Source organism: Corynebacterium sp. CCUG 51687 (assembly GCF_024453995.1).
Taxonomy (GTDB): Bacteria; Actinomycetota; Actinomycetes; order Mycobacteriales; family Mycobacteriaceae; genus Corynebacterium; species Corynebacterium pseudogenitalium.
This window is the reverse complement of the sequence record NZ_JAGPYT010000010.1, coordinates 42,569-68,722: the sequence shown is the minus strand read 5'-3', so window position 1 is coordinate 68,722 and position 26,154 is coordinate 42,569. Positions and strand designations below refer to the sequence as shown.

Annotated in this window: 25 protein-coding genes; 10 read left to right on the top strand and 15 right to left on the bottom strand. The window is 58.8% G+C overall.

All coding sequences use genetic code 11. From position 1 onward, the window contains the following. Nucleotides 1-18 precede the first annotated feature (18 nt). A complete protein-coding gene (locus tag KBX13_RS09410) occupies nucleotides 19-540 on the bottom strand; it encodes a flavodoxin domain-containing protein (protein ID WP_256021919.1) in 522 nt (173 codons plus the stop codon). 39 nt (nucleotides 541-579) lie between these two features. Here KBX13_RS09410 and KBX13_RS09405 point away from each other — a divergent pair, with 39 nt between their 5' ends. Further along, nucleotides 580-999, top strand: coding sequence for a YbaN family protein (locus KBX13_RS09405; RefSeq protein ID WP_256021917.1), 420 nt, complete (start codon nucleotides 580-582; stop codon nucleotides 997-999). Here the strand turns inward: KBX13_RS09405 and KBX13_RS09400 are convergent. Both KBX13_RS09400 and KBX13_RS09395 read right to left on the bottom strand, forming a co-directional pair. Further along, entirely contained in the window at nucleotides 980-2,695 is a 1,716-nt protein-coding gene (locus KBX13_RS09400) for a hypothetical protein (RefSeq protein WP_256021915.1), read from the bottom strand. The two genes, KBX13_RS09405 and KBX13_RS09400, sit on opposite strands and share 20 nt — an antisense overlap. 18 nt (nucleotides 2,696-2,713) lie before the next feature. Then, nucleotides 2,714-3,328 (bottom strand): DUF3558 family protein, encoded by a 615-nt coding sequence (locus tag KBX13_RS09395; protein ID WP_256021914.1) that lies wholly within the window; start codon nucleotides 3,326-3,328, stop codon nucleotides 2,714-2,716. A 143-nt stretch (nucleotides 3,329-3,471) separates the two neighbouring features. Between KBX13_RS09395 and panB the strand changes: the two genes are divergently transcribed. The 3 genes from panB to KBX13_RS09380 all read left to right on the top strand — a co-directional run bounded on the left by panB (nucleotide 3,472) and on the right by KBX13_RS09380 (nucleotide 5,887). Beyond that, nucleotides 3,472-4,275 (top strand): 3-methyl-2-oxobutanoate hydroxymethyltransferase, encoded by an 804-nt coding sequence (gene panB, locus KBX13_RS09390; protein ID WP_256021912.1) that lies wholly within the window; start codon nucleotides 3,472-3,474, stop codon nucleotides 4,273-4,275. An 11-nt stretch (nucleotides 4,276-4,286) separates the two neighbouring features. Further along, nucleotides 4,287-5,111: a pantoate--beta-alanine ligase gene (gene panC / locus KBX13_RS09385; protein ID WP_256021910.1), complete on the top strand. Its 825-nt coding sequence runs from the start codon at nucleotides 4,287-4,289 to the stop codon at nucleotides 5,109-5,111. Nucleotides 5,112-5,287: 176 nt separating this feature from the next. Continuing rightward, complete coding sequence (locus KBX13_RS09380; RefSeq protein WP_252931394.1) at nucleotides 5,288-5,887, top strand: hypothetical protein; 600 nt, start codon at nucleotides 5,288-5,290, stop codon at nucleotides 5,885-5,887. A 319-nt stretch (nucleotides 5,888-6,206) separates the two neighbouring features. Here the strand turns inward: KBX13_RS09380 and KBX13_RS09375 are convergent, their stop codons facing one another. The 3 genes from KBX13_RS09375 to KBX13_RS09365 form a co-directional block, all read right to left on the bottom strand. After that, entirely contained in the window at nucleotides 6,207-7,961 is a 1,755-nt protein-coding gene (locus KBX13_RS09375; protein WP_252931395.1) for an RNA-binding domain-containing protein, read from the bottom strand. A 405-nt stretch (nucleotides 7,962-8,366) separates the two neighbouring features. Continuing rightward, nucleotides 8,367-9,164 (bottom strand): hypothetical protein, encoded by a 798-nt coding sequence (locus KBX13_RS09370; RefSeq protein ID WP_256021908.1) that lies wholly within the window; start codon nucleotides 9,162-9,164, stop codon nucleotides 8,367-8,369. Between the two features lie 129 nt (nucleotides 9,165-9,293). After that, nucleotides 9,294-10,250, bottom strand: a complete 957-nt coding sequence (locus KBX13_RS09365) for a diaminopimelate dehydrogenase (protein ID WP_256021906.1) — start codon at nucleotides 10,248-10,250, stop codon at nucleotides 9,294-9,296. A gap of 539 nt (nucleotides 10,251-10,789) precedes the next feature. Here KBX13_RS09365 and KBX13_RS09360 point away from each other — a divergent pair. From KBX13_RS09360 to KBX13_RS09350, 3 genes are all read left to right on the top strand, one after another. Continuing rightward, complete coding sequence (locus KBX13_RS09360) at nucleotides 10,790-11,560, top strand: Abi family protein (protein ID WP_256021905.1); 771 nt, start codon at nucleotides 10,790-10,792, stop codon at nucleotides 11,558-11,560. 683 nt (nucleotides 11,561-12,243) lie between these two features. Next, on the top strand, nucleotides 12,244-12,390 hold the full coding sequence (locus tag KBX13_RS09355) for a hypothetical protein (RefSeq protein ID WP_256021902.1): 147 nt from the start codon (nucleotides 12,244-12,246) through the stop codon (nucleotides 12,388-12,390). Beyond that, nucleotides 12,356-12,691 carry a pirin-like C-terminal cupin domain-containing protein gene (locus KBX13_RS09350; protein WP_256021899.1) on the top strand — a complete coding sequence of 112 codons (336 nt, stop codon included), beginning with the start codon at nucleotides 12,356-12,358 and terminating at the stop codon, nucleotides 12,689-12,691. Before KBX13_RS09355 ends, KBX13_RS09350 begins: the two co-directional genes overlap by 35 nt. Before the next feature lie 4 nt (nucleotides 12,692-12,695). On the opposite strand, the gene KBX13_RS09345 is transcribed toward KBX13_RS09350, so the two are convergent. The 7 genes from KBX13_RS09345 to KBX13_RS09315 all read right to left on the bottom strand — a co-directional run bounded on the left by KBX13_RS09345 (nucleotide 12,696) and on the right by KBX13_RS09315 (nucleotide 18,740). Then, a complete protein-coding gene (locus tag KBX13_RS09345; protein ID WP_256021898.1) occupies nucleotides 12,696-13,745 on the bottom strand; it encodes an LLM class flavin-dependent oxidoreductase in 1,050 nt (349 codons plus the stop codon). Beyond that, nucleotides 13,742-14,356, bottom strand: coding sequence for an NADPH-dependent F420 reductase (locus KBX13_RS09340; RefSeq protein WP_256021896.1), 615 nt, complete (start codon nucleotides 14,354-14,356; stop codon nucleotides 13,742-13,744). Before KBX13_RS09340 ends, KBX13_RS09345 begins: the two co-directional genes overlap by 4 nt. 398 nt (nucleotides 14,357-14,754) lie before the next feature. Continuing rightward, on the bottom strand, nucleotides 14,755-15,339 hold the full coding sequence (locus KBX13_RS09335; protein WP_256021895.1) for a PIN domain-containing protein: 585 nt from the start codon (nucleotides 15,337-15,339) through the stop codon (nucleotides 14,755-14,757). Next, nucleotides 15,336-15,746, bottom strand: coding sequence for an excisionase family DNA-binding protein (locus KBX13_RS11555; RefSeq protein ID WP_256021893.1), 411 nt, complete (start codon nucleotides 15,744-15,746; stop codon nucleotides 15,336-15,338). Before KBX13_RS11555 ends, KBX13_RS09335 begins: the two co-directional genes overlap by 4 nt. A 70-nt stretch (nucleotides 15,747-15,816) precedes the next feature. Next, nucleotides 15,817-17,178 (bottom strand): amino acid permease, encoded by a 1,362-nt coding sequence (locus tag KBX13_RS09325; protein WP_256021892.1) that lies wholly within the window; start codon nucleotides 17,176-17,178, stop codon nucleotides 15,817-15,819. A 153-nt stretch (nucleotides 17,179-17,331) separates the two neighbouring features. Next, nucleotides 17,332-18,519, bottom strand: coding sequence for a type II toxin-antitoxin system HipA family toxin (locus KBX13_RS09320; RefSeq protein WP_256021890.1), 1,188 nt, complete (start codon nucleotides 18,517-18,519; stop codon nucleotides 17,332-17,334). Next, the gene (locus KBX13_RS09315; protein WP_070361682.1) at nucleotides 18,516-18,740 is read right to left on the bottom strand and encodes a helix-turn-helix domain-containing protein; all 225 of its coding nucleotides are present in this window, start codon (nucleotides 18,738-18,740) and stop codon (nucleotides 18,516-18,518) included. The genes KBX13_RS09320 and KBX13_RS09315 overlap by 4 nt, the downstream gene beginning before the upstream one ends. 457 nt (nucleotides 18,741-19,197) lie before the next feature. On the opposite strand from KBX13_RS09315, the gene KBX13_RS09310 reads away from it, so the two are divergent. After that, complete coding sequence (locus KBX13_RS09310; protein WP_256021887.1) at nucleotides 19,198-20,112, top strand: DUF559 domain-containing protein; 915 nt, start codon at nucleotides 19,198-19,200, stop codon at nucleotides 20,110-20,112. A gap of 150 nt (nucleotides 20,113-20,262) precedes the next feature. Here KBX13_RS09310 and KBX13_RS09305 read toward each other — a convergent pair whose 3' ends face one another. Then, complete coding sequence (locus KBX13_RS09305) at nucleotides 20,263-20,778, bottom strand: GNAT family N-acetyltransferase (RefSeq protein ID WP_256021886.1); 516 nt, start codon at nucleotides 20,776-20,778, stop codon at nucleotides 20,263-20,265. A 287-nt stretch (nucleotides 20,779-21,065) separates the two neighbouring features. Here KBX13_RS09305 and KBX13_RS09300 point away from each other — a divergent pair, with 287 nt between their 5' ends. Then, complete coding sequence (locus KBX13_RS09300; protein ID WP_256021883.1) at nucleotides 21,066-21,497, top strand: DUF488 family protein; 432 nt, start codon at nucleotides 21,066-21,068, stop codon at nucleotides 21,495-21,497. A 14-nt stretch (nucleotides 21,498-21,511) separates the two neighbouring features. On the opposite strand, the gene KBX13_RS09295 is transcribed toward KBX13_RS09300, so the two are convergent. After that, nucleotides 21,512-21,943 carry a cupin domain-containing protein gene (locus KBX13_RS09295; RefSeq protein ID WP_256021882.1) on the bottom strand — a complete coding sequence of 144 codons (432 nt, stop codon included), beginning with the start codon at nucleotides 21,941-21,943 and terminating at the stop codon, nucleotides 21,512-21,514. A gap of 1,045 nt (nucleotides 21,944-22,988) precedes the next feature. Between KBX13_RS09295 and KBX13_RS09290 the strand changes: the two genes are divergently transcribed. Further along, nucleotides 22,989-25,730, top strand: coding sequence for an AAA family ATPase (locus KBX13_RS09290; protein ID WP_256021880.1), 2,742 nt, complete (start codon nucleotides 22,989-22,991; stop codon nucleotides 25,728-25,730). The last annotated feature ends 424 nt before the right edge of the window (nucleotides 25,731-26,154 follow it).

The following is a 26,154-nucleotide window of genomic DNA, read 5'->3' as shown; positions in this document are numbered from 1 at the left end:
GCAGGTTTTTCTGCTGGGCTACATGTGTTCGCGCACCCAGACCTCGACGGGGGCGAGGCGGGTGAAGTCAACGCGGTCGACGTCCTTGTTATAGGTGTCGATCATCATGCGGTCGTTCGCGGACTTGCGCGGTTTGAGCCGCAAAGCGCCGACGACGCCCGCCATCGTGGCGGCGTGAGCAGCGGATAGTTCGGAATAGTTCATGCGCCCGGGCAGGTAAAAGCGGGTGACGCTGTCCGCGCGGCTGCCCAAAAGTTTCGCGGAAAAGTCCTTATCGACGGCCACTTCGTCCAGGCTCATGCCGACGGTGACGAGGGAGACGGAGTGGGCGTCGAAAAGTGGGTCGGGGAGCTTGCGGATGAAGCTGGCACCGGGGTTGTTCGGGCCGTGGATGGGGGCGAGAACTACGATGGGGCCTTCGGGGTTGAAGTCGGCGTCGGGGATTGGCTCGGCGGTGGTGCTGAGGCGTTTCGCCAGCTCATCGGCGTATTCTTTGGTGGATCCGTAGAACGAGGCGTACAGGATAGTGCAGGCAGTCATACAACTATTGTTGCATGTTGCGGCTAGACTGTGGCGACGATGCGATACGTGTACATGATTGTGGGGCTGGTGGCGCTCGCTCTGGGCGCGGTCGGCGTGTGGGTGCCGATCCTGCCCACGACGCCGTTTCTGCTGCTTGCGCTGGTGTGCTTCACGCGGAGCTCGCCACGGTTGGAGCGCTACCTGCTGCGCCATGACACGTTCGGCCCCTTCATTATTGACTACTACTCAGGACAGCTGACGCGGGCGCAGAAGCTGCGGATTCTGGGGCTGCTGTGGTTGGGGATGGGCGCCTCCATATGGGTGGTGATAGTGGTGGTCGGGCTGTGGCCGGTGGCGGTGCTGCTCGCTGCGATCGGCGCCGCGGTGAGCGCACACATCTGGCGACTACGGCCACGCCCCGAGCGCGCCGCCGAACTACGCCAGCGCGCTGGACTGCCTACCGACCACGCACGTTGAAGCCGATGACGCCGGGGTTGACCAAGGGGGCGTCGCCAAGAAGGGCGTGGATGTTGCCCTCCCTCTCGACGGCACTGGTGACCGCTTTGGGGCGTTGCTTCTTGTCATCTTTGCCGCGGCCCTGCGACATTGGCGCACCCATGAAGCCGCCTCGCTGCCCTTGCTGACCTGCGGTGTTGGCGGCAGAACCTGAGGCACCCGCTGCGCCTGCTGAGGAGCCGAAGCTGCCTGTGGACCCGGCACCCGGCCGACCGGCGAATCCTCCCGCGCCGCCGCCGGCGAGGCCAGCGTTGGAGCCGAATCCTGAGGCTGTGGGTGAGCCTGCCCCTGCGCCTGCTGAGGAGCCGAAACCTGGCGCCTGCTGGTGCAGCGACCTGGCGCGATGGCGACCACCACCGCCTGCGCCACCCATCGGCATGCCGCCGAATGCGCCTTGGCCTGCACCTACGCCGGAGCCCGCTGCGGAGGCGGCGCTGGTCGTCGCGCCGCCGAGGCCACCGGCACCAGAGGCGAGACCACCGTGGAGACCAGCGCCCGGCGCGACATTCGCCGCCGGGGCATTCAGCGCCCCTGGTGGAGGAAGCGTCGGGGCCTGCGCCGAGGCGACTTGGGTCGGGGTGGCGCCGGACGCGATAGCGTTGAGCATGTCCGGGTTCGGTTTCCCAAACTGCTGCAACACATCCTGCGGGCCACGCGCGTTCGCGAGATCCGTGTAGCCGTTGTGCGCAAAGATGCTGGCGAGCCCCGCTGGCATTGGGGCGTCTGCAAACTCAGGGGCGGTGGGGCTCGGCGGGCCGCTGATAGAGAAGTCGGAACCGGTGACGTCGGTGAGGTCCGGAAGCAGTTTGACGAACGTCGGGTTTGTCGCTGGCAGGTACGAGTTGACGTACATCGGGTAGGAACTGACGAAGGCCTCCTTCACGGCCTTCACCGCGGCCGGGGATACGGCCTCAGCTGCTATCGCCGCAGCTTGGGCTGCCGCCGCCATAAGTTGCGACGACGACGCCAGCGCCGCCAACCCCGTGTTATTCCCAGCAAGCGCCGCCGAGTTGGCCGCGTACTCGGAACCCGCCGCCTGAATCAGTTGGAGACGCGCAATCGCCTGGGCCACGAACTCGGTCTCAGACGAAGATTCCAGGGACGCGATGGCCGGGGCGATGGCCTCCACCATCTCGTAAATACGCTGCGCGTTCGACGTCCAATTCGACGCCAACCCCGTCGGCACCGCGGTATTCGTGGTCAGGATGTTGCTCACCAGCGACTCGAAGCTCCCATCCGTCGACGCGTACACCGAACTGTTATTGAACGGCTGCGTCTTGTAACTCCTCGCGACAGCCGCCGCCGACGACATCCCAAGATTGGAACCCAACCCACTCAAACCCGGCGTCGCACTGAGCCCTACCGCCTTCACAATCCCCGCAATCGAATCGTCCGCCATCACCGTATTGTCCAGGCAGACCTTCAGCACCTTTGCCGACGACTTCACATTCCCCGTGAACGCGTCCGTCGCAAGTGGAGCGTGCTCGGAGTAAATCGCGCCGTGCTTCTCCCCTGCCTCGCGGAGGCCGGAGACCGAGGAGAAGGTGGAGGCTGCTGACGAATACACAGAAACCGCACTCTTGCCTGCGTTCATTACGGAAGATAAGAGTGCATTGACTGCCTCTTCTACTTCGTTTACTTCAATGTTGATTTTCATTATTCCCCCTGATTCGAATTATTTATTGCCTAATAGATAGAGCGCTTCCATAGCTTCTGTCGCAATTCGGCAGTGCTCATCAACTGAAACAGATTCATCAACCGTGTAATAGGCCGCCGCAATGCCTCCACGTTCCGTATCTACCTGCGCAACACAGACATTCGGCATACTGACCATATAACCCTCGTGATATGCGTAGAGCTCGGGAATGACAGATGATTTCACATCCTCACGAATGATTCCCTTTTCTTCGGCTACGCTTCGCGGACCGGAAGCGCCCATAAGGCTTATAAAGCTATGTTCACCGGCATTCGAGAAAGTGCATACGGGCATTCCATAGGCAGAATCGATATCACCGTCAGTACTACGCTCAATCTCCCCGGTGAACCCCGCGCGGCGGAATTCTTCGTCGGTGATGTCGTTGCAGGGGTCGAAGTAGTCTTCGGGTGCGAGGGTGAATGGGTCGAAGTCGCCGATGGGGACGGTGCCGGATTCGAAGACAAAGGCTCTTTGACCAGCAGAATCTGAGGGAGGGGCGTTGGGTGTGGCGGAGGGGGCGTCGATAAGGGTGGTGTTGGAGCAGCCAGCGAGAAGTGTGGCGGCGAGCAGTGGTGCCAAGGTATAGGTGCGCAAAGTGTCCCCCCGTTTTTCAAAGTGTTTCTACACAACCTAGTGCATTTCGCGCGATTGTAAAGGGTTTTGTGCACACCATGGTGGACATCCGGTTTTCAAAAACCGCCAGCGGGGCGCCACCCAGCGTCCTAATATAAGGCCCTATGAAACGCCTTCGTACTCGTTACTTCGCCCAGGCCAAGGCCGAGGGTCGCAAATTTACGGCGCTGACCAGCTACGACACCATGACCGCCCAGATCTTCGACGAGGCCGGGATCGACTTCCTGCTCGTCGGGGATTCGGCAGCCAACGTGGTGCTCGGCCACACCACTACCCTGCCGATTACGCTCGACGAGATGATCACGTTCGCCTCCGCGGTCGTGCGCTCGACGCAGCGTGCGTTTGTGGTGGTTGATCTGCCGTTCGGCACGTATGAGGAGTCGCCGGCGCAGGCGCTCGCCGCGGCGGTGCGCGTCATGAAGGAGACCGGGGCGCAGGCAGTGAAGCTGGAGGGCGGCGTCGAGATGGCGCCGACGATCAAAACGCTTGTCGACGCCGGCATTCCCGTCTGCGGGCACATCGGGTTCACGCCGCAGTCCGAGCACGCGCTCGGCGGCTACGTAGTCCAGGGTCGTGGTGACGCGGCGCAACAGCTACTTGACGACGCCACCGCCGTCGCAAACGCGGGCGCGTTCGCGGTCGTTTTGGAGATGGTGCCTTCGGAGATCGCGACGCGGGTGACGCAGGAGGTTCCGATCCCGACCATCGGCATCGGCGCAGGTAACGGCACTGACGGGCAGGTGCTCGTGTGGCAGGACGCGTTCGGGTTCCGCGCCGGCGGGAAAACGCCGCGGTTTGTACGTCAGTACGCGGACCTGGGAGCGCAGCTGCTGGAGGGGGCGCGGAGGTACCGGGAGGACGTCGAAAAGGGGGACTTCCCTGCTGCTGCCGAATCGTTCGAGGACTAAGGAAGGCCACCATGCGAGTCATTACCACTGTTGAAGAACTGCGCGCGGCGCGCGCCGAAGCGACCGGGACCGTCGGCCTGGTGCCGACAATGGGCGCGCTGCACTCCGGGCACGGCACGCTGATTGAGCGGGCCCGGGGAGAGGTCGACACGCTGATTACCAGCGTGTTCCTCAACCCACTGCAGTTCACCGACCTCGGCGACTGCGACGATTACCGCAACTACCCACGCGATATTGAGGCGGACTCAACGTTTTGCGAGGGCCTCGGTGTGGACATCGTGTTCGCGCCCAGCGTCGAGGAAATGTACCCCGGCGGGATTCCACAGATCTGGGTCCGCACCGGCGAGATGGGCACCGTCCTGGAAGGCGCGTCGCGGCCGGGGCACTTCGACGGTGTCGCGACCGTCGTCAACAAGCTGTTCAACCTGGCCAAACCGGACGTCGCCTACTTCGGACAGAAGGACGCGCAGCAGGTCGCGGTGCTACGCCGGATGGTTCGCGACCTGAACCACGACGTGGAGATCCGCACCCTGCCTATCGCGCGCGCCGCGGACGGCCTGGCGCAGTCCTCGCGCAACGTGCGCCTCTCCGAGGCTGGACGTTCGCAGGCGTTGGCGCTGTCGCGTTCACTGCGGACGCTGCAGGAACAGGTCGACGCGGGCGCGTTGGACGTCGACGCGGTGCGCGCGGAGCTCGCTGCTTCGGAGGGCGTGACGCTGGACTACCTGGTGGTCGTCGATCCGGATACGTTGCAGCCGACGTCCGAGCCCGGCCTGGCGCTCGTTGCGGCGACGGTGGACGGCGTGCGGCTCATCGACAACGCGCTGCTTGGGTAGGCCGGGGCGCTGCGAGTTCCGGGGTTTTGGAGTGGAAGGTGTGCTGACAAGCTTGCTCGGGATTTTGTGAACAGAATTGCACTTGACTTCGCGCCCGGGCCGCAGCCTTGACAACCGCTGAGGGGCTTGAATATACAAGAACCTTGTTTTTCCTGTCACCCAAAGGAGTTTTCGGTGTGAAGAAAATTGCAGCCGTAGCCCTCGCCGCAACCATGACCGTCGGGGCGCTCGCGCCGACCACGGGCGCCGAAACTGAGAAGCACCCGATGGACTCCTACCTAATCTCTGCACCGCTGGGCAACAAGATGGTCGACAAAAATACGTGCAAGATTACAGAAACTAACATGTCAATTGTTCAGCGCCACCTCGATGACCCTAGCGAAGCTGCTTACTTTACGAAGCAAACCGACCGCACATGGGCGATAGAGAATCTTCCAAAGATCGAGGCACGTCTGAGGGAACTCCAAAGCACCAACCGCAGCCTGCTAATCCAGTTCTACACTGGCACCACCATCACCAAAGATGAGAAAATACTCAAGGAGTTCCCTGAACTCCTGTACACGATTGAAAGTTTCAAATCCTACATCGCCTGCGCCAAGGGCGAAAACTACGAGGCAAGCTTCATCACCCAGCAGTCCTCGAAGATGACAAACGCGGGTCGCGCGGCAACGTTCTGGACGCCGGTCGCGCTGCTGATCGCGGGCGTCCTCGGCGCGGTGGCGCTGCCAACGCTCAAGCCGATGTTGCCAGCCAACATCGCAGCGATGCTGCCCTAACACCACCACGGCCTCTGTCACCACAAGCCGAATCCACCCGACTAATCGTCCAAGGTTTCCCGGAGACACGGAACCCTTGGACGATTAGTCACGTCTAGACGGGCCGCATTATTGGGACGGAGTTGGACGTCGATTAGCTGCGGCAAGAGATTTACAGGAGTGCCGCAATGCTATATCGCGATCGCGGGTCTTGCGCTTGCGGCGCCTGGCTTGATCGACTTGTGGCCGAGCGCTGAGGGGAGCCACACCGAGTTCTTGATCTCCCTGGTCGTCGTGCTGGCGATAGGCATGATGCTTATCGACGCCGCGTTGTCCGCATCTACTCGTCTTGTTCACCAGAAAGCGCGTAGCGCTGGTTCTTCGCGTTCCAGTGCTTTTCTGTGAACGTAATGATGCCTTGCTGCTCCATTGCCTTCAGGGTCGGGGTTATTTGACCGTAACTCATGCCAGTGTGCTCGGCGATTTCACGTTTGGACAGTGGCTGTCCGGCGTGGTGGAGCGCTTTGCGGATCAGGTCGATTTTTTCCCCGCTCCGTAGGTACGCGCGGCTCCGTGATTGTGGAGATGTCGGAGTTGCTGACTCTGGGGCTTTCGGCGCAGATGTCTCTTCCGGGAGGAAAGAATAAACGGTGCCACCTGCTTGGCCAAGGGCGGTCGCTAGGCCGTATTCCACAAGCTGTTGTAACTCGGCGCGTGCTTGGGTGGAGTCCATCGGGAATTCTTGGCGATAGGACGCGTTGGTAAGCGTCTCACCATTGCGCATCCGGATGAGCGCATGGCGCTGCGCCGTGGAAAACACCTCTCCCCCCGGAAGATTCGTAGCCCAAGCGAGATCCACTTCGGAAAGCATGGTCGAAGAGGTCAGGATCGCTTGGAAGTCGATGACTCTGTCTTTGAAATAAGGGGCGGGGAGGAAGGCGTCATGAAGAGCCTCACGTACTGCGGGAATGCCTGTCGCGCTTGCCTCAATGACGCGGTGGCCTTTCGGCGTCTTTACTGCAGTACACATGCGGTACAAGACGGGATTGCGTGCCCGCGGTCCGGTGTTGCCAAGTTCGCTTTCGGTCAATCTCCAAAGTCCGCCAGGGTTGACCACGATGAGCTTGTCTGAGTGCTTTACTACTTGTGTGTAGGCAAGCATGCTGGCCGGAGACAGGTCACGGTGAACGAGAGCGTTGGCTACGATCTCGCGAATGGCCAACGTGGGAAGCTCTGGCACATCCTTGCCGTGGCCATCAGTAAAGACGGTGGTTGTTTGCAGGTGATCGGTCACCCACTCGACTACCGCTTCAAGCAAATCGGGGACTGGTCCGGTGAATTCTTTCCTGTCCCGCATTCGTATTGCCCTGGGGTCATGTGGTCCGCGGGTAACGTGTGCTTTGACGTTGAGAGGCAAAAACTGCTGGGGGTGTATACCGAGGGCATAAATTGCTGCCACCGTGGGCTCGCCTGTATCGGGTGCGACGACGTTGGTGCGAATCAGCTGCTCTTCTCTCGGCAGTTGGGCAAGACGCCTGGATTGTGAGCGCTCTTGCTCCAGATACTGTTCAAGCAGATCCGGGTCGAGGTCTCGTTCGACGCTGGCACCCTCCACAGGTGCCCGATCGTGCTTTGGGACTCCGCGTTGCGAAACAAGAAGCTGTTCCTCGTTTGGGTCGAGTTCGTAGTCACCGTCACCGGACCGAATGTAGGCGGGGCCGCCTTTCCCAACCCGGAATGGCTTACGGTCCGAGGGCTGCGGAGGAACGATGCACTGCAGCACAGTCTTGCCATCGACTGTTGCAGTTTCGATAGCGCCGAGGTGGAGGGGAGGCACGATCTTCTGTCGTGCTTTATTTGCTAACTGACTCTCTACGGTCTTTGGGCTGGAAATACCTGTCACGGGGAAGCTGCCGTCTTCTTCTGCCACACCGAGCAGGATGACTCCACCCTCTGGCATATTTCCAAACGCAGAGAGAGTTTCATCAATGCTCTTTGGCAAGCCATGCGAGGCATCTTTTGCTTCGATTTTGTAGGTGTCGTTGCCTATGTCTCGCAGTGTGTTGATGGTGGTTTTGATAGCGGTTTCGCTCATGTATAGAAGTATAACTCAAAATATAAATCAGAATCACACTCAAAACCCGCAGGTTAAAGGCATATCTCACTGTTTGAGAGCGATTCTGGACGTCTATCGCGCTGCTGATCGCGGGCGTCCTCGGCACAGTCGCACTGCCAGCGCTCGAGCCGATGCTGCCAGCCAACATCGCTGCAATGCTGCCGTAATTCACCACGACACTTTGCCGATGCGCATCGGATGCCCGGGGGCCTGATCTAGCTGCTCCATTCGGCGTTCTGTGTCGAGATTGGCCGATGAAAAGCTTGCTCGGGATTTTGTGAACAGAATTGCGCCTGCCCCTAATCTCCCAAGGTTTCCCCGAAACACCGAAACCTTGTGAGATTAGGCCCCATTATTCTCGTAATAGCTGGTCAAACCCGCCCTTTACCACGGCACCGACGAGCCCGCCGGGACCTCCCAATGCTTCGGGATCAAGCCCTTGATCTCATTCGGCGTCTGCGGCGGCAGCATGTCAACGATCTTGCGGCCACCGCTCGGCCCCGGAAGCAGCGAGGTATCGACGGCACGCTGCGCATCAACCGTATTCGCATGCGCATCACCGTACGTGAGCACCGCGACCGCAAACCCGGCACCGTAACTAACCGTCGCGGTGGAGCTGCGCCGGTCGTCGGCCCAGCCGAACTTCGTGCCCTGAACGCCGGGTAGCCTCGATGTGCCGTAGTTCTGCGGGAAGCCATCGGCAGCGACGGGTGCCGCGTGCGCCATGCCGCGCAGCAGCGGCGCGGCCACCGGATCATGCCGGATGGCCTGCACAAACCTCGCGACGTCCACCGCCGACGTACTCGCCACTCCCCAGTTCCCACGCCGTTGAGTAGCGCTCAATTTGAAGTCGCGCGCGATCGCGTCAATCGCCTGTGGGTACGCAGCATCCAGCGTGCCCGCAATGCCATCGTTCGAGGTGCGCACCATCTCCTCCACCAGCGCCTTATGCCGCGGCGCCCCGTGGTACAGCACCCAATAGCCCAGGTAGAGCTTGCTCAGGCTCAGGGCCGGCCGCGCCTCCCACCCATTTCTCGACGCCTCCACTCCCCCACCCGCATGCACCACAGCCACCGCGGACCGGGGCGAAGCGGCGTCGCCACGCACGGAGATCGCCGAAGCACTCGGCGCTGCCAAGATTGCGAGCACGAACGCCACAAACAGGGCAATGAACTTCTTCACAGGGGCCTCCTGAAAATGCTATTTCCAGGAAGTGTAGCCAGAAGAGTCAGAAAAATGTGAACAGATCTGCATATGCAAATCTGTTCACAAAATCTCTAAGGGCCTTTTGCGGCACCCTCTACCCGTGGGTTAGATGTCGCGGGCGATCAGGTCGTCGAGGGCGACCGGGGACAGCAAGTACGGCGGAACCTCCAACACCGTGTAGGCGCCGGACTTCCCGTCCTCCGCGAGGCGGGCAGCCGCACGCGCGTACGCGACGGCGACGGCGCCGGTGAAGTCGGGGTTGCTGGAGAGTTCCAGGGTGTACTCGACAAGCTGGTGGTTCTCGCCGACGCCACCAGTGGTGATCACGTGACCGCCGTGCGGCATGCCGGAATGCTCGCGGACGAAGGTGGCGTCGTCAATAAAGTTGACCTCGACCTCGTAGCCGACGAAGTAGTCCGGCATCGTGCGGATGGTGTGCTCGATGGCGGCGGTGTCGGCGCCATCCTCCGGCACGATGTAAACGACGCGCTTGTGGGCGGACTTGCCGTCGAGACCCTCGGTCTCGCCGCGGCGCGCGCGATCCAACGCATCCGGCGCAGGAATCGTGTACTGCACACCCTTCGCGACGCCCTCAATCCTGCGCACCGCATCCGAGTGACCCTGCGACAGGCCCGGGCCCCAGAACGTGTGCTGCTGCGCATTCGGCAGAATTGCCTCCGCCATCGCGCGGTTCAACGAGAACATGCCCGGGTCCCAACCAGTGGAAACGATGGACACCGTGTTGTGCTCGCGCGCGACCTCATCCATCGCCTTGCGGTGACGTGGGATGTCACGGTGATTATCGTAGGTGTCCACGGTAGGCACGTACTTCGCGAACTCCGGCGCCTGCTCCGGAATATCCGTCGCCGAACCCAGGCACAGAATCGCGACGTCGATTTCGTCCTTGTACTGGCCAAACTCCGCCACCGGCAACACGCGGGTGTCCGTGTCCAGCTTGCTGCGGCGCGAGAAGATCGCCGACAACTCCATATCCGGCTGCAGCTTCACCAGCTGCTCCACGCTCTTGCCCAAGTTTCCATAGCCGACAATGCCAACACGCATACTGCGCCTCCCTTTCCTCGTGGCCCTTTGGGCTCGTGGCTTCTGGGCTGTTTGCCCATAAATTACGGGCCTACTTTACTCGCACATCGGTTGTGAGGGAATGCGCACGACGGGTTGGTGGCAGGTTGGTGGCTTGCTGGTGGCTTGCTGGTGGCTTGGTCACAGGGAGCGAGTGCCAAAGGACGCAATTTCGGTTTTGGAAACGGCTGTTTTCCCAGGTCGTGAATTTTCGGGTGTGTCCTTTGACACTGGCTCCGCTGGCGAAAGGGTTTCTGGCAATTAGCTGTGCACCAGAACCCGGGTTTTTGGCGGGCAGGAGGGTAAAAGGCCAGGTCGCTGATTGCGCGAGGTGGAATTTGGTGCGCGCTCTCGCGCAGCAAAGGGCTTAAGGCGTGGAAACAATTAAAGAAGGAGCGCCCTCGTAGTGAAAACTACGGAACGCTCCCTCACTCTCTGACTCCTCGGGAGAACACCGAGGAGCCTTTTCGGAAGTCACTGTATCATACTCTTTATACAGAATGAAGGAACCGGGGGACCTTGTGAAGCACAACTACGACCGCCATCAAGCAATGCTCGATCGATTTGGGGGAGAACGTACTCGCCCATATCTAGTCTTGGCCGGTGGAAGAAGAAAAGACGCGCTGGCGCTCTACAAGTGGAATGTCGAAATCTCGGCGGCATTTCTGGAAATGCTGGCCGTAGTAGAGGTCGTAACAAGAAATGCGTTTTATGAGCAGCTTTCATCCTGGTGCCGCCGACAGACGCACGACCCAGACTGGCTCACTATGCAAGATGATCTACCACACCCGCTCAACAAATTATTCGAATCTACAAAGGCCGGCGCCACGAGTCTGGCGATGGAGGCTAAAAATAAAAGGGACAAAAATCCCAATCATGCGCGTACCCAAGTACCAATCTCAGAGGGAGATGTGTTGTCCCAAGTGACCTTCGGAAAGTGGCATAACCTTGTTCCCTTCGACGAAGGCGAACACCAAGACGAAATTACTAATAGCTACAGGAAAACTATTTGGGACGAAGCGCTCCACAAAGCATTTTTCAACCCCGTCACGGTCCCAGACGAAGTACGTTGGCTCTTGTACCGTTTGTCATATTTCCGAAACCGCATTGCCCACCATGAATGTGTATTGCTCAAGCCATTAACAATTCCGCCGTCTCACGCTCTCAGGGAACGCGTACATGACATTTTTCGACTGTCGAGCCTTATCGACCCAGACATCCACATCCTTTTGACTTCGTACAACAGGGTGTCAAGTCTTCTCAAGAGCTGCCCAATCGAAGTTGAATCCTGATATTGCTACGCGTTAGCAGCCGGATGCTGCGGTTGAGATGTCTCCCTGCTCGGCGACCCGCCACAGGAACTGCGCGAGTGGACCGACACGCTGACGCAACGCGCGTACGGTTTTAAACACAGGCGTTTTCCCAGGTCGCGGATTTTGAGTGCGTTGTTTGTCACTGGTTCCGCTGGCAAAAGCGGTTTCTGGCAGTTTCCTGTGCACCAAAACCCGGGGTTTCGGCGGGGCGGGAGGGCAAAAGGCCAGGTCACTTATCGTGCGGAGTGGAATTTGGTGCGCCCGGCGCCCTCACGCCGAAAGAGATAGAAAGATATCGAAACAAATCGCTGACCTGCACAAATAGCATTTCGGCGAGGCTTCCAGGCCCCTATATCTTTCCGATATCTTTCTGGCGTGGAAATTGGCTACAAAAAGAATTACCTGGGCTTTTCGGAATGTCCCAGGGAGCGAGTGCCAAAGGACGCAATTTCGGTTTTGGAAACGGTTGTTTTCCCAGGTCGTGAATTTTCGGGTGCGTCCTTTGGCACTGGCTCCACTAACGAAATGGTTTCTGGCAGTTAGCTGGGCACCAAAACCCGGGGTTTGGCGAGCCGAAACAGCAAAAGCCCAGGTCGCCACTGGCCAACAATGGAATTTGGTGCACAAGCCCCCTTCACCCCGCACCCGATACCATTGCCAGCATGAGTTCCCAGTACAGCGCAGTCGGGGTGATCCTCCCGCGGGAGGTGCCGCTTGGTGGCCCGATGGCGATGACGGTGCATCGGACGATTCCGCATCGGCAGCGTCCGATGATTGGGGCGCAGTTGCACATCGCCCCGGGGGGCTGAGGTTGAGCTTGCGGTCGAGGCGTCGTTCGAGCACGGCCTTCTTGTCGACGCCGCCGGCATCCGCCTCGAAAACGTCGAGTTGCCGGAGCATGCGATCGGCTACATGGGCGTCGGTGAGACGGCGATGCGCATCGAGAACACCAGTGACGAGTGGGTGTATGCGCTGCTCATTGGGGGTGAGCCGTTTGGGGAGGAGATCGTGATGTGGTGGAACTTCGTCGGCCGGGACTTCGAAGAGATCAAGCAGGCACGGGCTGAGTGGAAGCCGCGCCTCAACCCGGGTCCGGTGGCGCGGGGCTAGGGTGCTAGGCGTCGGCAAGCATGTCGCGTACCAGCGGCACGACCTTGGTCCCGTAGAGCTCCACCGAACGCATGCGGGCGGCGTGGGGGATGTATCCAACGGTGGAGTACACCATGTCGTATCGACCCAGGTCAAGCGTGCGAACCGTGTTGGCGATCTTCACCGCCACCGTCTCCGGCGAACCAACCGTGAGCGCGCCGCGGCTGATCTCCGACCCGAAGCGGCTGCGGGTCAGCGGCGGCCACCCACGCGTCTTCCCGATGCGATGCTGAGCCGCCGCGTACTCCTCAAAGATGAGTTCCTTGGCTTCCTCATCAGTGTCGGCGACGAAGCCGGGGGAGTGTACGCCCACGGGGTGCGCGGTGGTTCCGAACTGCGCCGAGGCCTGCTTGTACAGATCCACGTACGGCTTGAACCGGACGGGTGCGCCGCCGATGATCGCGAGCATCAGGCCGAACCCGTACTTGGCGGTGCGCACGACGGACTCCGGCGAACCGCCGACGCCGACCCAGGTAGTCAGGCCATGTTCGGTTTTCGGGTAGAGGTCCGCGTTATTGAGCGCGGCTCGGGTCTGGCCGGACCAGGTCACCGGCTCCTCCTTCACCACCTCGGCCCACAGGCCGAGCTTCTCTTCGAAGAGCTGGTTGTAGTCCTCGAGGTTGTAGCCGAAGAGCGGGAAGGACTCGGTGAAAGATCCGCGCCCGAGGATCACCTCTGCACGGCCGTTCGACAACGCGTCGAGGGTGGCAAACTGCTCGAAGACGCGGACAGGGTCGTCGGAGGACAACACCGTCACCCCGGACGCCAACTTGAGGCGTTGCGTGGCGGTGGCGATGCCCGCCAGCATCGTCGGCGGGGAGGAGATGGCGTAGTCGGGCCGGTGGTGTTCGCCGACGGTGAAGGCGTCGACACCTATGGCATCGGCGAGTTTTGCTTCCTCGAGTGTCGCGCGGATCGCCTCGGCGTGCGTGAACAGCGCGCCGTCCTCCTTGCGAGGGATGTCGCCGAACGTATCTAAGCCGAACTCAATAGCTGCGGGATCTACCGTGGTCATGCCTGCTCCTTGTCGTTGATCAGTGTGCGTAGCGTGTGCACGTTTACATTCGCACCGAACGCGGGGTGTCCGGGCTGCAGCGCAACCCCGGCATCGAGGGAGTGCAGGGGCAGGGGATCGAACCCAAAGTCGCGGACGAGCCCCGCCACCTTTTCGACGTCCCCTTCGCCATCCCCCGCCACCGCAATCGCCTTGCCGGTCCCGGAGCCCTCATCGAGATCGTGGTAGCCCATGTGGTTGAACGCCTTCACCACGCGGGATTGCGCCAGGTGGTCCTGCACCAGCCGCGAGGAGTTCGCCTCCGCGAGCTCCGGGTGGTGGCCGTCCGTCTCCCACCAGTAATTCATCGCGTCGACGACCAGCGCTCCCGCCAACGCATCAGCAGGCAGTTGGCGGAAGTTCCGCAGCGGCAGCGCGAGAATCACGACGTCAGCAACCTTAGCGACGTCCCCTCCGGTGGCAGTCGCAGCACCCGGTACGAGCGCGCGCACGATCAGGTCGATCGCCGCCGGATCGCCCGAACCAGCAAACGTGACCTCGTGGCCTGCGGCGATAGCGTGCCTGCCCAGGACGGTGCCGAGCTTGCCCGTCCCCAGGATTCCGATATGCATCGTTAGCCCCTCTCATTTATGTGACGTGTCACCTATCTTAACGCGTCAGCGCTGAGAGTATTCCCGGGCTGCGTCTGATTCACGTAGCGGCGGAGCGCTGCGCACCAAAACCCGGCTTTTCGGCGAGGCTCCACTACATTCCCTCAGGTCGGCGACCTCCGGCGAGGGAATTTGGCGCCTAGCAAAGTGAGACGCATGCCAAGAGATGCAACCCCATTTGGTCTGTCCATTTATAGTTCCAGGTGAGCAAAGTGCTAGATATTACGCGATGTCAGATTTGGCACTCTGCGAACTCCCTGTGCACCACAATCTCTATTTTCGACCGAGTCGCATGCCATTTCCCCAGTTCGCGAACAATCAGCAATGGAATGTGGTGCGCGAAACGCCGACTGCACTCGCTACCTTAAAACGTAATCAATAACCGTTGCGAAATTCGGACAGCCCGAGCGCTCTAGCATTACGGCAGTTATCGGCCGGTCCGCCGCTTTGACGCCCTTTACCTTCTCCCAATAAGCCTCGTTTTCCTGCGCTACCCTCTTACAAAGCCCTGGGAACGCCTCAAAAATGTGGCAAAAGAAATCATCCGGAGTCAGCACGTCAAACAGAAACTGCTGTGAGTCGACATAGTCAACGAGTCCCCTGTCGCTGGTGACGACGCACTGGACGTTGCCAGCCACGGCAGCGCTGAGAACGTGATGATCATGAATGTCCGCGTACCCATAATTACCAACAACAAAACCGGAGATTTCCCATTCCGCCAACGCACCGCGAATTCGCTTGAAGCGTTTTGAAATAGCACCCTCGGGAGCGTGTGGGTTATTTCTGCGCAAATGATACTGAGCTTCGGCGATAATATCCTCGGTCCACACTGGAAAGAATGGTGGCTCGACATCTTTATCAGAGCCCAGGAAGAGAAGGAAGCACCAGTCGGTGAGAGTGCGCGAGTACCAGATGTTAGCGTCAAAAAGGACTGGAATACTCACAGGCCTTCGATCTCATTATCGAGCTCTCGAATCGCATCGAACTCGTGCCGTGCGCGCGCACGGCACCGCTGCAAGTATGCGACGACGTCTTCCCTATGAAGCCGCGTGTGCGACCCGACTTTGAAGTAATCGATTTCGCCTTCTCGAATCCGTTTCATCAGAGTCGGCCGAGAGATCCCGAGATACTCAGCGGCCTCAGTGGTGGTGAACACCTCGGAAGGGCGGGAAAGTGCGACGCTCTCTCCGCGCGCGACCCTGGCCAAGATGGACTCGATAAATGAGGCTAATGCAGGTGGAAACGTACCGCGCACGGCATCATGAAACGTTTCGGGGTTAGCCACGACTTGACTGGCCTGCTGCTCGACAGCCTGGGTGACCTCAATTGCCGGATTAGTTTTCGTTGTCACGGTGTTTCACCTCCAGAGGGTTTACACTTATAACTGTAACATCCACACCATAAACGTGCAACCCGCCGTACTACGCCACCATCTGCCAGACCGTCACGCAAATGATCACGATGCCCAGGCCGAACACGAAGATCGCCTCCGGCTGGTTCGCGTAGTGGCGGAAGGCGGTCGCGTGGCGGAACAGGAGCATCGGCACGATGTAAACCAGCAAGGTAATGAAGATACCGCCGACGACCGAAATCAAATCCAGGATTGACGGGTTGAAGATGGCGACAGCGACCGTCGATACGAAGACGAAGATGTAGATGCCCGCGCGGACCGCACGCGGATTCCACTTCTCCGTCGCATTCGGCGCCACCGCACGCAACAGGTACTGCGTGCCCTCCTCCGTGCCAAGCATGTGCCCAAAGTACGACGACGCAATCGCACACAGCGCGACCACCGGGGTCACCACCGCCATGAACGGGGCATTCGTCGTGTTGGCGAAGTAGGAGAGGACCGGAATGTTCTCCTCGCGCACGGCGGCCATGCCATCCGCGCCGAGGGCGAGCGTGCAGGACCAGACGAAGAACATCGTGAAGCTGACCAGGAGCGTACAAGTGATCAACTCAATCTTGGAGACCTCCTTCTCCGTACCGGCCACATCACCGTCGTGCGACTTCTGCACATCCAACGCCGACTGCGACACCGCCGCCATATGCGAAAAGGAAAACACCAGCACAGGCAACACAAACAGCATCGCCTTCCACAGCGGCACGTCCGACTTGTACGCCATGAAACTCTCCAGATCCCAGTACGGGATCAAGTACAGAGAGACGGCAGCGAGCGCCACGATCAGCGGATACACCAGCAGATTCGCGAACCACAGCGTCGCCTTCTTGCCGAGGGCGTAGGCGCCCGTCATCACGCCGACGCAAATCGTGGCCAGCAGCCAACGGTCAATGTGCGGGCCGCCCATCTGATTCACGATGAAACTGTCCATCGTGTTCGTCACCGAAACGCCATAAATCAGCACGATGGGGTAGATGGCGAGCCAATACATCAACGCCGTGGCCAGGCCACGCTTCCGCCCAGCCAGGGACGTGATGACCTGCAGCACGTCCAGGCCCTTCACCGGGGACGCCGACACAATCCTCGAATACATCCGATGCGAGAAAAACACCATTGGTCCAACCAGGATCGTCGCAAGGAGGAGGGGCCAGAAGCCAAAGGAGCCGGCGTCGATAGGAAGGAAGAGGATTCCGGCGCCGACCGCGGTACCGAACAGCGTAATCGCCCACGACCAGGTACTACCGTCCGGAGACGGGGCTCGCCGCGTGCGGCGGATCTCGCGCTTGTCCGCCGGGGTGAGGTTCTCCAGCTCGAACTCGTCAGCGGCAACCTCCTGGTGCTCGCTGCTGAAAGGTACGGGGTCCGTGGCACGCTCGCTCATGAAATCCTCTCTCGCTCGACAATAATGTGACCCCACACACCTTAGCCGATGAATGAAATTGAGCTAACTTATCGACGGCCAGCTGCGCGGAGGGTTGGGCGGAAGGTGTCGAAAACTGTCCTTAGCGATTTTGTGAACAGAATTGCGCCTGGGCTACCAGTGAGCACGACGAGCCCGAAGCACCCGCCTCAGATCCCTGGCCCGGCCTGGATCAAAATCACAGTCCCGAATGAGGCGCTCGGCTAAATCCCCCGTGGCGGCAAGGGCTTCGTCGGCGACTTTGCAAACAACTGGCTCCGGCAATCCAATACCCTCCGCGAAGGCGAGGAACTTCTTGTAACTCAACCCAGACGTCGAGTCGCGAACGGGGAGCGCAAGGGAAGTATCGCCGTAAGGCACGGTGCTCGGGATGTCATACACCGGGGCAAGCTCGAATCCTCTACCCGAATCCATTACGGACACATTCTTCGCATGCAGATCCCCATTGCCCGACAGCCACGCAAACGCCAACTGCTGCGCCAACCCGCGCGCCGCAACCAACGGAGCAGCAACAACGCCAAGCACCGAGGCACACACATCCTCGTAGCTCACGTTGTATTTCTCACTCGGGTAGATGCCCAGCAATTGCGCAGCATCTTCGACGGGACGTTTGTGGGGGAAGTGGCCGTCGAAACGCGAGACGACCAAACCTGACCTGCCCGAAGCATCGTGAACCACCTGAGCCTCGACCACGCGACCTCGCGCCGACGGCATGGTGCGATACGCCGCCAAGCAGGCATTTTCATTCTCGACGACCCTCGGAAACTCCGGTGGCGCGACCTTCAAAATCGCATCCCCCCGCACCGGAAGTGCAAGCGTGCGCGCCGACGCCTTCTCCTGCACCCCAGCCAACGCATTCGCATCAAAACCGGTCGATGGATCTAGCAAATCAGCGAAATCGCCATACCCATCCCGCACGTCCACCAGTGGTGCGACCTCGGACGGCAGCTGACCCCACGGCAGCACCCGCACATTACCGACCGTGTTGCCACCAACGGCGAGCAGCATCGCCAGCTCATCATCCAGCGATGCCTTCACGCTCCTGCGCAACGCGCTCAGACGACGACCCTCCGGCAACAGCCCCGTAAAAAACGGGGGCAGTGCCCCCGACGAAGTCTCCACCACTTTGCCGAACGGCAACGTCGTCGCGACTATAGCGCCACCCGACTCCGCGTACCCATCAACGTAACTAAACGTATTGACGCCACCCCGACTCACAATCTGCCCCGCAAGCACGTCATTCACCCACACACCAGCGGCCGGGACTTGGGTTGGTGCTTGAATCATCGGGTTTTGGATCATCGCAGCGCCTCCGGAACGTGCTGCACCGCCACCACATCCAAGCCAAGCACCGCCAGCACGGCCTCAACCTTATCCAGCCGGACAGAACGTTTTCCCTGTTCAAACTCGCGAATGAACCGTTCCGACACCATCGACAGGTCGGCCACGTCCGCCTGCGTCAGGCGCATGGCACGGCGTTGCTCGCGAGCCTGCTCGCCGAGACTGCGGGGCGTGGGGGACATGGGGGGCCTTTCGGTGTTGTGATTCTGGAGGGGTTTCGGCCTTTTGGAGTTTCGGCACGATCGTGCCGTTTTGGAGTGTAGTTTGCAGTTCTGGCGTGCGCAAGAGGCGTTTTCGGCATGAACGTGCCGGTTTGGGGCGCTGGTAGCGTGGTGGGTTCACACTGTTTTCGCGCCGGTTTCGCGCTGGTTTCGTTCCCGTCGACCTGCTCCGGTCGACCAATGCAGGTCACGGCGTTTTCGGCCGCATCCGGGCGTTTTTGCCGATTTTGCGCTGACCTGGGTTGGTCGACCGCAAGAGGTCGACCGGAACTAATTGAGGGAGCGGAGGGGAAGCGTTTCGCCCGGGATGGAGCACGGCGGAGACGGGGGTGGGGAGCAGGGGAGGGGGATGTACATCATGGTGTGCAAATTGGGGAAAGAGGGGACGTCGGGAAGTGGGGGCTGCCAGAATGAACGCATGCAAACGGGGGATTGGAAGTCAGCGCTGCGCGCCGAGTTTATCGACGTCCGCGACTGCGTCAACGTAAACAGCCAGGTCAGGGAGCGACTGGAGACGGGTGAGCTGGTGAGGTTGTCGTCGGGGGTGGCGGTGCCGGCGTCGATAATTAATGGATTGCCGAGGTACCAGCGGCAATGGGCGAGGAGCTTCTGCGTAGGGATGAGCGCGCGGGCGGCGGTAGTGACAGGGCGGGCGGCGGCGCATCTGCTTGGGATGTGGACGGTGAACGCTCCGATGCCGGAAGTGCGGATGCTGGCGAAGCATCCGCCGCCGAAGTCCAAGCAGCAGCCGGGCGTGCGTTACGTGCGGGCGCCGCTTCGGCGGGACGAGGTGGTGCGCGGGCAGCACCTCAACACGACGACGCCATACCGGACCTTTTTGGAGATTGCTCGCGAAGCGGGGTTCGTGCACGCACTCGTGGCGGCGGACTGGCTGCTCTATTCGGGGACAATGGTACCTGCGCAGCTAGAACACATGATGTGCATCACCCCCAGATTTCACGGTATTGGCTCAGCTCGTAGGGCTGTTAAGTGTGCGGAACTTGGGCCGGAGTCGGCGCCAGAGTCGCATGCCAGGGCGATATTGCTGGATGCCGGGTTCCGTAATGTGCTGCCGAACGTGTGGATCGAAAAGACGCGCTACCGGGTAGACCTTCTCATCGAGGATGCGCTCATCATCGAGATCGACGGTCGCGTGAAATACGAAGGCGCCGGCGTCGACACCGCGGACGTGCTGCTCCGGGAAAAGCGCCGCGCCGACACCCTACGCAACCTTGGCTACGAACTCATCCGGTTCTCGCCCAACGAACTCGCACGCAACCCCACCGCCTTCTTATCGACGGTCCACTCCGCCCTCAACCGCGCCCGACGGTAAGTGCGCTGCCGGTCTTCGCGCTGGTTTCGTTCCCGTCGACCTGCTCCGGTCGACCAATGCAGGTCACGGCGTTTTCGGCCGCATCCGGGCGTTTTTGCCGATTTTGCGCTGACCTGGGTTGGTCGACCGTAAGAGGTCGACGGGAGCAGTTTAGGGGGCAGAGGGGGCGGGGCGTCGGTAGATGAACTCGTGGTCGCGGTGATTACCGACTTTGAAGAAGTACTCGCCTGCCTTGGAGAAGCCGTAGCGGTGATAGAAGCGCTGCGCCCCAAAGTTCTGCGACCACACACCGAGCCACGCCGTACGCGGGCCGATCCAGTCGAGAACCAGCTCGATGAGGGTGGAGCCGAGGCCGGACTGTTGGTGGTCGGCAAGGAGGTAGAGGCGTTTGAGCTCGCGGTCCTCGGGGAGGACGTCCGGGTGGGGGAGGCTGCAGGGCCCAGCGAGGGCGTAGCCCACGAGGGCGTCGTTGTCCTCGACGACCCAGGTGGCGTGGTCGGGGTCGGCGAGGAGGATTTTGTGTTTCTGCAGGTCGTAGGCCTCGTTGAGGAAGGCTGCGAGGTCGGCGGGGTCGTAGAGGTGGCCGAAGGTCTGCGTGAACGTGGCGATAGACAGTTCGACGAGGGCTTCGGCGTCGTCGGGCCTGGCGCGGCGGATCGTAGGCATGGGGACAGGATAGGGGAAGGGATAGGCGTCACAAACGGAGTCGGGAATTTGTGAACAGAATTGCAGATGGGAGTAATCCGGGCTTAAGGGACATTAGGGCACAGCGGGAGACGTTTGGTGGGGCAGTGGGGCGTCGATAAGCAAGAGTCCCTGCGGTACCGTGGGCTGCGTGACTGCTGCACTTGCGCCCAAGCCTGGAGGCCTTTCGATCGACGCGCCGTCGGAGCTGCGCGAGCAGGGCTACGGCCCGGTGGCCGCTGGCAAGGCTTCGTGATCTAGGAGAGATTATGCGAATTTACACACTCGGGTTTTCACACAAGAGCGCGGAGGAGTTCTTCGACATTCTGCACGATTCCGGCGTGCGGCGCGTGGTGGATATTCGCCGCTCGAACACGAATCAGCTCGCCGGGTTTACTAAGAAGGACGACCTGCGCTACTTCCTGCGGGTCATCCTGGACATGCCGTACACGCACGAGCTTGCTCTCGCACCGTCGGCGGATCTGATGCGCGCGTATCGGCATGACGAGGTTGGCTTCGATGAGTTTTCGAAGAAGCTGCGCGAGGAGTACGACGCTGGGGAGGTTTCGTCGCTCGATCGGTCGCTTTTTGACGACGCCGTGCTCCTCTGCTCCGAAGCAGACCCCTCCACCTGCCATCGGTTAGTTGCCGCCGAGTACCTCGCCGAAGTTTGGGACGACGTGGAGATCGTGCACCTTTAGGGTTGTGTTTGGGCTTAGCTGTCTTGCTCGCCGTGGCGTTCGCCCGTAAGCATGCTGAGCAGCAAAATGTTACCCTGCGACAGGGCATCATCCGGGCAGTAGACCGCGTGCGGCACGTACGCGCGTAGGTGGACAACTTCTCCCTGCTTGAGCGGGAAACGCTCGCCGGCACACTCGAACTCGAGAGACCCGTTGAGGCACTGCACGGTGATCGGGTGGGCCGCCTTGTGTTCCGGCAACGTCTGGCCAGGGCAGAAATTGAAGACGATGAGGTTCGCGCCGTCGCCCTGCAGCAGTCGCTTGACCCCTGGTCGCGCGTTGTCTGGCCGCGGAGCGACGGCGTTGATCGTCTGGATGCAGGTGGCGTGATCGGTCGAGTCTGCCGAGTCGGCAGCACCAAACACTTCGGGGCGGTTGACAGGTAGGTTGTCTTTTAGCTGGGACATCGTTGATCCAATCTTGGGGTATCGGGGTGGTGGCGTCTGGGCGTTTACGACACCATTTTATCGGCTCAGTCCGCAGCGTGTGGCATACGCAGGATGACTCGTTGGCGGGGCTGACATTCGGTCAGTGGGTGCATCTTCTCCCCAAGCCACATGCGGGCGAACGTAACGCTCGCGTTGTTCTCTGGAACGAAGCGCTCGAACCAAACCTCTCGCTCTATGGCCAAAACTCCACTAATCGCAGGCGTTTCCAAAGCCAGGCGCTTGCAGTCAAAGAATTACGAAACCGAGCTACTCATCGACGCCCGCTAGTCAAAGACCAAAACAGAATTCAGAATGCACACCGAGACTGCATCGAATTGCTCCGCGCAATCAATCCCGAGTTAGGGGATTGGTTTAAGAACCAGAAATGGATACCAAACGTATTGGCCACATCGCCGATACCCAGAAAATAAAAGATGGCCCCCGATTTCTCGAGGGCCAGAGCCTATTTGCCTTGCGACTTGATGGCTCAAAGATACATGGATTTCAACATTGAGTCAACACGACCCACCGTAGGTGATGATGGCGCCGAATCTCCCCAACTACACTGAGATCGATCGGATTCTGCGGCGCATGCCAACGACAGCGTTCACCCCGCCCCAAACCGTGCTCCCCACCGAAGTGATGGGGGACTCAGGCGACTTCACCGGGCGGTGGATCGTTGGATTCAAATACCAAGACTTCTCCAAAACAGTAGAGAGCTGGGTAGACATGGTTGTTGTTCACCGACCTGTTCGTAGGCGCGCTGTAGTGAGCAGGACTCCAAGCAGACCATTTCAATGATCTTATGGACCGCCTTCCTCTTAAACTCGACGGAATACTTTCTGGACATAGTGCCTGATCTTTCCTTACCTGAGGTAGGAACTAAATCCAGGACGCTTAACAATTTTGATTGAGTGGTCCTAAAACCGGTGGCTGCTAAACTCTCAGGACAGGCCCTGAGCAGGACTTTGTTATATTTAATTATACATGTTTAGAAATAATGCTTCTTTGAGGGGATGGAATTTTGGCTACTGATTTAAGTGAAGAAATCGTTACCTGGCTCAAGGCGAGAAAAGGACCAGAATGGCAAACTGCACTGCTCCAAAAAATTGCGCACGGAGAGCTAGTCGCTAACGAAGACATCGATAACTTTGTGAGCCACTCCATTAATGACGAAATTAAAAAGGTCAAATGCTGGTTTGAAACACCGTCTTTCGACACTTCGGAGCTTTCGAATCAGCTGAGTGTTGATGATTTTGGAGTTCGAACTGAAGCCGACGATCCAATCTCGCTAAAGGAAATAACGCACGTCAGAGGTGTGAATGCCCTGAAACCTGGAGCATCCCTCTTACTTTCTGAATCTGGACTGAATATTGTTTTCGGACACAACGGATCTGGAAAATCTGGCTTTACGCGGATTATGAAGCAGTTTGCGGCCTCACGAGGCCCGGAGACTGTTCTCCCTAATGCTTTAGGTGAATCTACAGAAACTAAGGCAAACGTCACATTTTGCACAGGAGACGACACCGCGACATCCGAATGGACTGGAGGGGAAGCGTTAGTAACAGGAAGCCTTAACCGGGTGAGGGTTTTCGATTCGGTTTCAGCCAGAAGTCATATCAGTGAGAGCAACGAAGTAGCTTATGTGCCCCCACAACTAGAGGTTCTTTCTTCTATGGTGGATTTGCTGGGGCAAGTAAAACAGGCGATTGAAGATCGCCAACTAGGCCTCAAACCACCGCCCGCAAGCTGGAACGCCGTAGGCGATCAGGAATTCAACGACCTGGTGGAAATCCTAGGGACCGACGAAAGTAAAAAGATAATCGAAGAAATACTAGAGTTTACAGACGAGGATTCTGACCGGTTAGCGAAGCTTGAAGCGGATCTGGCAAAGCTAAAAACATCCTCCCCTCAGAAGCTTGCAACGCAACTTTCTTTACATGCAAAACAAATCACCGAGATAGCGAAGACTTTAGAGACCGGCGATCAAAGACTTTCGCTGGACAATGAGAAACAGCTGGTCAGCTTGATCACTCGAAAAGAGTCGGCTTCGAAAAAACTTGAAGAACAAGCCAAAAGCCTACGCTCTTATGACTTGATAGATGGTCTTTCGGAGCCCAGCTGGGGTGTGCTTTGGGAGTCTGCCGTAAAATTCCACAGCTCGATAAGCGGCGCATCTGGTAAGCAATCCGACTTACATAAGGCTGATCGCTGCCCGTTATGCCAGCAAAACTTTTCCGATGAGGCTAAAGACAGAATCAAAGCCTTCCAAGATTTCAAGAAGGGAGAGCTTTCTGTTCAACTAGAACACGCGACGAAAGCACTTGTTGATTTCAAGGAGATTGTCAATTCGGTACAAACTCGTTCCGACGAGGAACTGGAAGATGTATTAGACCTTATCAGTGCTTACGCAAAAGAGGATGGTGACGATTCCGAAATGTTAGCCCTAGAGGGGTTAATCGTAGCGAGCCACCGGGAAATTGAAGATAGAAAAATCAGATTCCTGGATTTGATTGCTAGCGCGCAAGCAACAAAAGCGGGGGATGAAATAGCACCTTCTGCTCGCGAGCAAGCCGATAACCCCAGTTCTTCCATTGCAAGAACGATTTCGTTGCTTGGCGAGCTATTAGACAGAATCAATGACGAAGCCGCTAAGAATCGTGCTCTTGCGGAATCTGATTCGGCCGAGACGAACGTTGCAAAAGAAATCGAAGTACTCACGCGAAAGAAGCTTTTTGCAGAGGAAAGGGCTGCTTTAAGAGAGCAACACGACGAAGAAGCGCTGAAGAAAGCTATGAAAAAGGCGCTTGGTCGGTGCTCGAGCCAGGCGTACACAAAGCTCATTAAGAATCTATCCTCGGATTATGTCAACGAAATCGGAAGTGTATTCCAGGCCGAACTAAAGGAGCTTGGTCTAGACCCGTCAATTCCTGTCAAATTGCAGTTTGATAAAGCCAAAAAGGGAATTAATCACATCCAGGTTGTCTACAACGATACGAAGAGCCATTCCGTTGGCAACATTCTCAGTGAAGGAGAGCAGAGGATTATCTCGATCGCAGGTTTCTATGCCGACCTGACGAGCACAGGAGACTTTTCCACTCTCATATTCGACGATCCGGTGTCAAGTCTCGACCAGAGGTTTCGAAAAGCAGTAGCGCTGCGCTTAGTTAAAGAGTCGACAAAGCGTCAAGTGCTGGTTTTTACCCACGACAACGTATTTGTGCGACTATTAGAAGAAGCGAGGGGAGATATCAACCTCGATTTAGCAGCGAAGGGCCAAGAAAGACTCCCTGAGTTTTCTGAAATAGAAATTGTACGGACAGAGGAAGGTGCTGGTGTCCATCCGCCAGTTGACTGGCGCAGAAGAAATTTGAAGGCTCAAATTGGACAGCTTAAAGATATGGCCCAATCCATAAGGTCAAAAGAAAAGTCTGATCCAGATAATTACCCGCAGAATGCAAAAGTCTTGATGTCTGCAGTCCGTGAAACTTGGGAGCGGGTAGTCGAGGAAAGGCTACTAAATGGCGTCGTATCCCGCTTCGGCCGCGATATCCAGACGAAACGCCTTAAGCCTCTGCATGATATTTCCCCTCAAGATATTGCCAAAGTTAATTTGGGGATGACGATAGAATCCCGGCTTATGACTGGTCACTCAACCCCGCTGTCTGTATCTGCAGAAACCTACCCCACGGCAGATAAAATATCCCAGGAGGTACAGAATCTCGATGACTTCTATAAAGAGCTGGGGCGTAGGGGGCGATCCTAAAAACTCCCGAGACTAAATCTTTGTGTTTCATCCCGTCACGTCCAGAAGTAGCTCAAATGAGCCCACTTTCCGGCCTCTAGAGAGGGTGATCAATCTCTCTCATTTACTGAGGCTGGGGGTCAAGTCCGTGTATGTCTCTCCTGAGAATGATATGGGTTTTCCAGTCGGGTGGAGGCTGTTATCGCTATGGAGCTAGTTTCCAAAAGACCAACGACCACCGCCCCGGTGCTCTAGGTGTCTAGCTAGTGGCCAATTCCAGTAGGCAAAAACCGGCCAAGCCGGGCGTGTCGTTGCCTCGGCCGTCTCGGTTGTCGGCGATGACCACACCGCCGCCGTAGTGCCGGGCATCAATGCGTGCCCGGTAGTGTAAAGGTCATCGTTTGAGCCCACGGCGGTAGCCGAGCGCACCTCGTCTAGGCGCCAC

Coding starts and splice junctions, on each gene's coding strand:
- KBX13_RS09300 (WP_256021883.1), top strand. CDS start 21,066: ATGCGAATTTACACACTCGGGTTTTCACACAAGAGCGCGGAGGAGTTC.
- KBX13_RS09295 (WP_256021882.1), bottom strand. CDS start 21,943: ATGTCCCAGCTAAAAGACAACCTACCTGTCAACCGCCCCGAAGTGTTT.
- KBX13_RS09405 (WP_256021917.1), top strand. CDS start 580: ATGCGATACGTGTACATGATTGTGGGGCTGGTGGCGCTCGCTCTGGGC.
- KBX13_RS09355 (WP_256021902.1), top strand. CDS start 12,244: ATGAGTTCCCAGTACAGCGCAGTCGGGGTGATCCTCCCGCGGGAGGTG.
- KBX13_RS09410 (WP_256021919.1), bottom strand. CDS start 540: ATGACTGCCTGCACTATCCTGTACGCCTCGTTCTACGGATCCACCAAA.
- KBX13_RS09315 (WP_070361682.1), bottom strand. CDS start 18,740: ATGTCCCCCACGCCCCGCAGTCTCGGCGAGCAGGCTCGCGAGCAACGC.
- panC (WP_256021910.1), top strand. CDS start 4,287: ATGCGAGTCATTACCACTGTTGAAGAACTGCGCGCGGCGCGCGCCGAA.
- KBX13_RS09325 (WP_256021892.1), bottom strand. CDS start 17,178: ATGAGCGAGCGTGCCACGGACCCCGTACCTTTCAGCAGCGAGCACCAG.
- KBX13_RS09320 (WP_256021890.1), bottom strand. CDS start 18,519: ATGATCCAAAACCCGATGATTCAAGCACCAACCCAAGTCCCGGCCGCT.
- KBX13_RS09400 (WP_256021915.1), bottom strand. CDS start 2,695: ATGAAAATCAACATTGAAGTAAACGAAGTAGAAGAGGCAGTCAATGCA.
- KBX13_RS09340 (WP_256021896.1), bottom strand. CDS start 14,356: ATGCATATCGGAATCCTGGGGACGGGCAAGCTCGGCACCGTCCTGGGC.
- KBX13_RS09375 (WP_252931395.1), bottom strand. CDS start 7,961: ATGAGCGAAACCGCTATCAAAACCACCATCAACACACTGCGAGACATA.
- panB (WP_256021912.1), top strand. CDS start 3,472: ATGAAACGCCTTCGTACTCGTTACTTCGCCCAGGCCAAGGCCGAGGGT.
- KBX13_RS09365 (WP_256021906.1), bottom strand. CDS start 10,250: ATGCGTGTTGGCATTGTCGGCTATGGAAACTTGGGCAAGAGCGTGGAG.
- KBX13_RS09310 (WP_256021887.1), top strand. CDS start 19,198: ATGCAAACGGGGGATTGGAAGTCAGCGCTGCGCGCCGAGTTTATCGAC.
- KBX13_RS09305 (WP_256021886.1), bottom strand. CDS start 20,778: ATGCCTACGATCCGCCGCGCCAGGCCCGACGACGCCGAAGCCCTCGTC.
- KBX13_RS09345 (WP_256021898.1), bottom strand. CDS start 13,745: ATGACCACGGTAGATCCCGCAGCTATTGAGTTCGGCTTAGATACGTTC.